Origin of the sequence: Microcystis sp. T1-4 (assembly GCF_000297435.1) — a bacterium.
GTDB lineage: Bacteria > Cyanobacteriota > Cyanobacteriia > Cyanobacteriales > Microcystaceae > Microcystis.
Genome location: NZ_CAIP01000070.1, coordinates 1 through 7,295 on the forward strand (window position 1 = coordinate 1; position 7,295 = coordinate 7,295).

Here is a 7,295-nt window from a genome sequence, read left to right on the forward strand (position 1 = left end):
ATTGAGAAAGTTTAATTCTTCTTGCTTTTTCCAATCGGTTAGCATTGAAGACGTTTGAGCGTAGCCTACTCTTTCTTGCTTTTCGTACCAAGCTTGTGTTCGTTCGTGGAGAGCTTTGTTGTAAACTAATCTTACACAGCCCAAAGTGCGCCGCAATAGCGACTCTTGTTTTGGTGTGGGGTAAAATCGAAACGAATAGGCTTTTTCCATGTCTCATATTTTAGCATCTATTTCGTAAACGATGCTCATATTTAACAGCAAAGCCGTCGTAGAACGACGGGGTTTCAGACCCAAATTTTCGATGAAATTCGAGTGGGATCGACAAAAGAACCGAGCGAATATCATCAAGCGCGATCTAGACTTCGCGGACGCGCAGCGGATATTTGAACATCCCATTCGAGTTTCCCTTGACGAACGAGAAAATTATGGCGAAGATCGATTGATAGGAATCGGTACGCTCGATGGCCGAGTGGTAGTTGTCGTTTTTACAGAACCGAGTAGAGATACAATTCGTATTATTTCACTTCGTAAAGCTTTACCCTATGAACGAAAACGATATGAACAATACCTCCGAGACGAATTGGGAGAAAGTTGACGCTCTTACGGAAGAGGAAATCGACACATCCGATATTCCGCCCTTAACCGAGGAGTTTTTTAGTAAATCGCAGTGGTGGAAACCTGTAGAGAAAGTAAATGTTCTTGTTCAAGTAGATCCCGAAACCCTAGCTTGGTTTCAATCACAGGGCGAGGATTGTGAACAAAAAATGTCCGCCGCTTTACGGATTTATGCGGAGGCTCACAAAGTATAGTCAAGTTTAGTTCGGGTACAAGCCACACAATAAAAAAGTTCGCTATCATTTTGAGCGGGATGAAAAGCCACACAATCTCATTTACCAATAAATCGCCTTAAATGAAATGATAAAAGTGAGTACGAAAAATTATGATTATAGATGTACCGACTGGAGATGATTTTAAATCCGCTGGCATTGATTTTTTAAATCTGGCTTGGGATACGCTGATAAGTTTATCTACAAAACTTAAGGATGCGGAATATTTTTATAATGTGTATTATAGCGATGAGAATGAAGAAGTAATCGATCAATTGTCATCTGAGCAATATTGGAAACAAGCACAACGTCCATTGAGTACAGCCCTTTCCCTTATTCAACAAGGAACCGAATTTCGGTTCTTCGGTTTGTCTTATGCAATGGACGGGGTTATAAGGGATGAAACCCTTATAGAAACAGACATTACTGCGATTTTTGTCAATTGTTTGCGATCTGGAGCGAACTAATCAATTAAATCTCTTGCCAGATAAGGATTTAGTCGATTTATGCCACCCTATCGAACCATACCAAGTAACGAAGAACCATTGTAATAAATATCTTGTATGTATTAATTTCTTTATTTTTTTAATCGGACAAGAAATTTATGAAAAGTTTTTCGCTCAAGCTGCCATACAAATAATCTTGCAAAAGTATCAAATTTTATTGTTAATTGTTGACACTAATCAGGAGGAATAGTTCAATGGATAAACTAAATTATTATCAAAGCATAATCAAGAAAATTCTCACAGAATATGCAGAAATTTCCTCACAAGTACCCGATCAAGACATAGAAAAAAATATTGATTTTTGACCATAATAGAAGCCAATATCTTTGGTTTAATATTGGCTGGAAAAATGGCAAACGAATTAAAGCAATTTCCGTTTATCTTCGTCTAAAAAATGACAAAATTTATATTGAAGAAGATTGGACAGAAGCAGGTATCGCCACGGAATTAATGCGCTTAGGAATTCCCAGCAGTGAGATAGTTTTAGCTTTTCAACCTCCCGAAGTGCGTCAGTTTACCGAATTTGCGATCGCCTAAAAATTATTCTTTACTTTCTCGTCAGATGAGGAGTCGCTAAAATCGAGTATTTAAATATACTTGTTTCTAGGTCATTTCTGCCAGTTCATCCTTGACTCGCCGGTTCAAGAGTTAGATATTTTCCGAGCAAAAGTGCTACAATGTAATCTTAAGGGTCAAAACAATCAAGGAGAAGAGCATGGTCAGCAAAATTGATCGCCAAGCATTTTTACAATCCTTAATCGTGCCACCGGGTAAAGAAATTTCTCTACACAAAGACTACGATCCCGGGTTTAAGCCAGACTATATTACCAAAGAAGATGCCACTTTGCTGCTGCAACAGGGAATCGAAAAAATGGCCGAGTTTCAAGATAAACTCTATGCCCAGGATACCTATGCCCTCTTAATTAATCTGCAAGCCATGGATGCGGCGGGTAAAGATGGTACGATCAGACACGTTATGTCGGGCTTAAATCCCCAAGGCTGTCAGGTATTTAGCTTTAAAGTTCCCTCGGCCGAAGAACTAGATCACGATTATCTCTGGCGATATTATAAAGCTTTACCGGAGCGGGGTCGTATCGGTATTTTTAATCGTTCTTACTACGAAGAATTATTAGTTGTGCGCGTCCATCAAAATTTATTGGAACGGCAAAAACTCCCCCCAGAAGACAGAACCAAGAAAGTTTGGCAGCGACGTTTTGAGGAGATTAATAATTTTGAAAAATATCTGGTTAACAATGGGGTTATTGTCCTGAAATTCTTTCTCAATGTTTCTAAAGGAGAACAGAAAAAACGATTTTTAGAAAGAATTGATCGCCCCGAAAAAAATTGGAAGTTTTCCGAAAATGATGTCAAAGAAAGAGCTTTTTGGGGTGATTACATGAAAGCCTACGAGGAGGTATTCAATCATACCAGTACCGAATGGGCCCCCTGGTATATTATCCCGGCTGATCGCAAATGGTTTACCCGTTTAGCTGTGGGGGCGGTTATTTATCACACCCTAGAATCCCTTGGTTTAAAATATCCCACCGTCACCGAAGAACATCACCAAGCTTTACTGAAAGCCAAAGAAATCCTCGAAAACGAGCCAGATTAAAAATGGAAGAAAATCCCCAAAAAGCGATAATTGCCGGAAAATCGATCGTATAATCAATCTCGATTTTCAAGAATTCCCCCTATGAATTATCGCATCGATCGCCGCACCTATGCAGAAACCTACGGCCCCACCGTCGGAGATAAAGTTCGCCTGGCAGACACGGAATTATTTATCGAAGTCGAAAAAGATTTCACCAGCTACGGCGATGAGGTAAAATTCGGCGGCGGTAAAGTAATTCGCGATGGGATGGGCCAATCCCCCATTTCTAGGGAAGATGGGGCGGTAGATCTAGTGATTACTAATGCCTTAATTCTCGACTGGTGGGGCATCGTTAAAGCCGATGTGGGCATTAAAGACGGCAAAATTTATAAAATCGGTAAAGCGGGTAATCCCCACATTCAAGATAATGTCGATATTATTATCGGTCCTGCTACCGAGGCATTAGCTGGGGAAGGGATGATTTTGACGGCAGGGGGGATTGATGCCCATATTCATTTTATCTGTCCCCAACAAATTGAGACAGCGATTGCGTCGGGGATTACCACAATGATTGGTGGTGGGACCGGACCTGCGACGGGAACTAATGCCACCACCTGCACCCCGGGAGAATGGAACATCTATCGAATGCTAGAGGCCGCCGAAGCTTTCCCGATGAATTTGGGTTTTTTGGGTAAAGGCAATAGCAGTCAGCCGGAAGGACTAGCGGAACAGGTAAAAGCGGGGGTAATTGGCTTAAAACTCCATGAAGATTGGGGAACCACTCCGGCAGCCATTGATACCTGTTTAAGCGTGGCCGATAAGTACGATGTGCAGGTGGCGATTCATACGGATACTCTCAATGAGGCCGGTTTTGTCGAGGCCACTATCGCCGCTTTTAAAAATCGGGTCATTCACACCTACCACACGGAAGGGGCCGGCGGTGGTCATGCTCCCGATATTATCAGGGTTTGCGGGGAAATGAACGTTTTACCCTCCTCTACTAATCCCACGCGTCCCTATACGACGAATACCTTAGAGGAACACCTCGATATGTTGATGGTTTGTCATCATTTAGACCGGAGTATTCCCGAAGATGTGGCTTTTGCTGAATCCCGCATCCGCCGCGAAACTATTGCTGCCGAGGATATTCTCCACGATTTAGGGGCTTTTAGCATCATTTCCTCCGATTCTCAAGCTATGGGACGGGTGGGGGAAGTAATTATCCGCACTTGGCAAACTGCCCACAAAATGCGGGTACAACGAGGCAGACTGACCGGGGAAACGGGAGAGAATGATAATCTGCGAGCAAGACGATATATTGCTAAATATACGATTAATCCTGCTATTACCCATGGTGTCTCCGATTATGTCGGTTCCATCGAGGTGGGCAAATTAGCCGATTTGGTTCTCTGGAAACCGGCATTTTTTGGCGTAAAACCGGAAATTGTCCTGAAAGGCGGTTTAATCGCCTGGGCGCAAATGGGCGATGCTAATGCCAGTATTCCCACACCGCAACCGGTTTATATGCGTCCCATGTTTGCCTCTTTTGGTGGTGCGATCGCCAAAACTTCCTTGACATTTGTTTCTAAATATGCTATGAAAGCGGGCATTCCTGAGAAGTTAAAGCTGAAAAAAACCGCCGTAGCCGTGTCGAATACGCGCAATATCAGTAAGGCTAGTATGAAGCTAAATGACGCTTTACCGCGCATGGAAGTTAATCCCGAAACCTACGAAGTGCGTGCTGACGGGGAATTATTAATCTGTGAACCCGCTACGGTTTTACCCATGGCCCAGCGCTATTTCTTATTTTGAATTCGATTTCAGAAAACGGGTTTTTTCAAAAAATCCGTTTTCTTTTTGAATCACAGTTAAGGATTAGTAGGAAAATTTGGGAAAAATAACTTAACCAATCCTGCCATTAGTGCAGTAACAATAGCAACAAAGATGGTTCGATTAGTAAATTCCAAGTTATCTAGTCGTTTATTCACGCCTGTTAATTCTCCTTTAATATTTGCTATGTCAACTCTTAAGTTATTCACTTCTTCAGATAGCTTGTCTATTTTGCTATTAAGTTGTTCAGATAATCTGTCTATTTTGCCATTAAGTTGTTCAGATGACTTGTCTATTTTGTCATTAACTTCTTTGAATTGTCCTACAATAAAGTCTTTTAATTCTTTGAGGTCGTTTTCTGTAAATGTTGCCATTGTGTGACCCTCCTAGTAATTGTTTGTGATACCAATAATTTTACCCCTAAGTTTAACTCCTAACCCTTAATCAGTCAAATGTCATCGAAGTTGCATCACCAGAAGGAATAAAACTGGCCCAATAAAAAGGATGTTTTTGCTTCTCACCCTTGAGCATTCCTAATTGAATTTGTCGTAAAGCTTCACTGCGTCCTTCTCCTTTTTGTAAGCGTCCATAATAGGCGACCATTAAATCTTTAGTCGCGTCATCAGATACTTTCCAAAGGCTAATTAATTGGCTTTCACTACCTGCTATAACTAAAGCGCGGCGCAATCCATAAACTCCCTGACCGATTTTAATATCTCCTTTCCCCGTATCGCAAGCGGAAAGGACAACTAATTTGGTTCCGACTAAGTTTAAATTGGTAGTTTCTAAAGCAGTCAAAACACCATCATCTCCTGCACTTTGACCGATTGTAACTCCTGCTAAAACTAACCCAGAACGCAATAAAGGATTCTCAAGCACATTGCTTTCTGGTTTAAAAAAACCATGGGTAGCGATGTGGAGAATATTCGGTTTTTTCACTTGTTTGACGGCGTTTTCTGTGGCTTGAGAACCAGTTAAAACAGTGGCTTGACGTAAGAGATTTTTAATCGCTTTAGCTTCTTGTTCTGTACCCGGAAGACCGGGAAAAGTAAACTCAGACAGGTCGATGGAACGAGTGAGAGCGACTTTTTCCCCTGCTTTACCATAGAAAGGATCAGCTACAATAAGCGGAGATTGTTGACTAGCAAATCTATCTTTAAGGCGCAGTAAATCCCGTCCAGAAGTGAGATAAGTAATATGATAATTTTCCACTAAGTATTGATTATTTTCATCTACTAAAGCTTCAAAGGGAATTAAATTAAGTGCAGCATCAGGAGAAAGCAGAATTGTTTTAGTATTGCCTAATAATTGACGGATAGGCTGCATCAATATCTCATCAAGTTGACGCGCTGATTTTTGCAGTTGAGGGAGAGGAGTTTCTGCGTCTGCAAGATTGTCACGAAAGTAAATTAATTTGTCATCAATCGGTTTAGCTTCCCCTAAATCCTTGGCTTTGATGTCACCATTTGGATAGAGAATATAAACAGCATAGCGAGGGATGCCAAAACGTTGATTTTTAGGTGCTTTAGGATTATAAGGTTGATAGCGGACTATTTCAACTAAAGCAGCATCAGCAGGGATTAGCTTTTGAATACCTTCGAGGGTAATGGGTTGGGATAGGCTACGAAATTCGGCACTACGACGACTTAATTGGTCTGCGATTTTTATCAAGTCTTGATGAATAGTGTTAATCGATGAAATCTTTTCGGTTGTTTGAATTCTTTGTCTTCTTTGAGAAGCATCGTTTTCCAAAACAATCACTTCAATTTTCCATTTAATAATTCCATTTAGAAATTGAAATGCTCTATCTATCGAATCAGATGCAGATCTTACTCTATTACTTATATCTGCCAATCTTTGTGAGGTCTGCTGTAATTGTTGCATCTCAAACACTAAATTTGCTGGAAGAAGTTCATCTAGGTAATATTTACGTATTGTACTTGCAGATAATGCAGAATATTCTTCTTTTTTATTTTTATCCTCTTGTTGAAACGTCAGGTTAGAAAGTTCGGTTTGCTTTTGACTATATTGCTCTAATAATTCTTTAATTTCGGGATCATTAATTTGTTGCCTCAGAATTTGTAGGCTATTGGTGAGGACATCGAGAATACGTCCTTTTCGTTCTAAGATAGTTTTGAGTGCAAGACGGGTTGCTTCTGGGTTATTGGGTGCAGCTTGAAGATTGAGAGAAATCACCTCATCAGTAGTCCCTGAAACCTTTGCCATATAATCTTGTTTTTGCCTGTCATCCCCCATTTTTAGATTTTCTGAGAGGTTGTATTCTTCTACTGCAAGTGCTTGGGTGCGATAATTAATGGCTTGAGGAATGTCATATTGAGAATAGTAAAGTGTAGCCAAACTGTTGAGACTGGTGGCGGTATCGGGATGGTTGTCGCCTAATTGTTGTTTCCTGATGGCTAAAGCTTGTTGGTAGAGGGGTTCGGCTTCACTGTATCTTCCTTGAACTCTGTAAAGTTCTGCCAAGTTGTTGAGACTGGCGGCGGTAGAGGGATGGTTGTCTCCTAATTGTTGTTTCCAGAT

9 protein-coding genes and 1 pseudogene are annotated in these 7,295 nt (G+C 40.9%); 7 read left to right on the top strand and 3 right to left on the bottom strand.

Annotated features, from left to right (window positions below):
* The coding region (locus MICAI_RS03715; RefSeq protein WP_157221719.1) for a helix-turn-helix domain-containing protein at nt 1–210 on the bottom strand (210 nt) is incomplete at its 3' end.
* 91 nt (nt 211–301) lie between these two features.
* Here MICAI_RS03715 and MICAI_RS03720 point away from each other — a divergent pair.
* The 7 genes and pseudogenes from MICAI_RS03720 to ureC all read left to right on the top strand — a co-directional run bounded on the left by MICAI_RS03720 (nt 302) and on the right by ureC (nt 4,736).
* Entirely contained in the window at nt 302–595 is a 294-nt protein-coding gene (locus tag MICAI_RS03720; RefSeq protein WP_039899561.1) for a BrnT family toxin, read from the top strand.
* Nucleotides 543–809 carry a BrnA antitoxin family protein gene (locus MICAI_RS03725; protein WP_008197961.1) on the top strand — a complete coding sequence of 89 codons (267 nt, stop codon included), beginning with the start codon at nt 543–545 and terminating at the stop codon, nt 807–809. The genes MICAI_RS03720 and MICAI_RS03725 overlap by 53 nt, the downstream gene beginning before the upstream one ends.
* Before the next feature lie 131 nt (nt 810–940).
* Entirely contained in the window at nt 941–1,294 is a 354-nt protein-coding gene (locus tag MICAI_RS03730) for a hypothetical protein (protein WP_002732513.1), read from the top strand.
* Between the two features lie 13 nt (nt 1,295–1,307).
* A complete protein-coding gene (locus MICAI_RS27725; RefSeq protein WP_110545937.1) occupies nt 1,308–1,523 on the top strand; it encodes an element excision factor XisH family protein in 216 nt (71 codons plus the stop codon).
* A 4-nt stretch (nt 1,524–1,527) separates the two neighbouring features.
* Nucleotides 1,528–1,870 (top strand): annotated as a pseudogene (locus tag MICAI_RS03740) (XisI protein).
* Nucleotides 1,871–2,048: 178 nt separating this feature from the next.
* Nucleotides 2,049–2,945 carry a polyphosphate kinase 2 family protein gene (locus tag MICAI_RS03745; protein ID WP_002761380.1) on the top strand — a complete coding sequence of 299 codons (897 nt, stop codon included), beginning with the start codon at nt 2,049–2,051 and terminating at the stop codon, nt 2,943–2,945.
* Nucleotides 2,946–3,026: 81 nt separating this feature from the next.
* Complete coding sequence (gene ureC / locus MICAI_RS03750) at nt 3,027–4,736, top strand: urease subunit alpha (protein WP_008197976.1); 1,710 nt, start codon at nt 3,027–3,029, stop codon at nt 4,734–4,736.
* 56 nt (nt 4,737–4,792) lie between these two features.
* Here ureC and MICAI_RS03755 read toward each other — a convergent pair whose 3' ends face one another.
* Nucleotides 4,793–5,128 (bottom strand): LPP leucine zipper domain-containing protein, encoded by a 336-nt coding sequence (locus tag MICAI_RS03755; RefSeq protein ID WP_002737579.1) that lies wholly within the window; start codon nt 5,126–5,128, stop codon nt 4,793–4,795.
* A 70-nt stretch (nt 5,129–5,198) separates the two neighbouring features.
* Nucleotides 5,199–7,295, bottom strand: a 2,097-nt coding sequence (locus tag MICAI_RS03760; RefSeq protein WP_039899559.1) for a CHAT domain-containing protein, incomplete at its 5' end; no start/stop codon positions are given.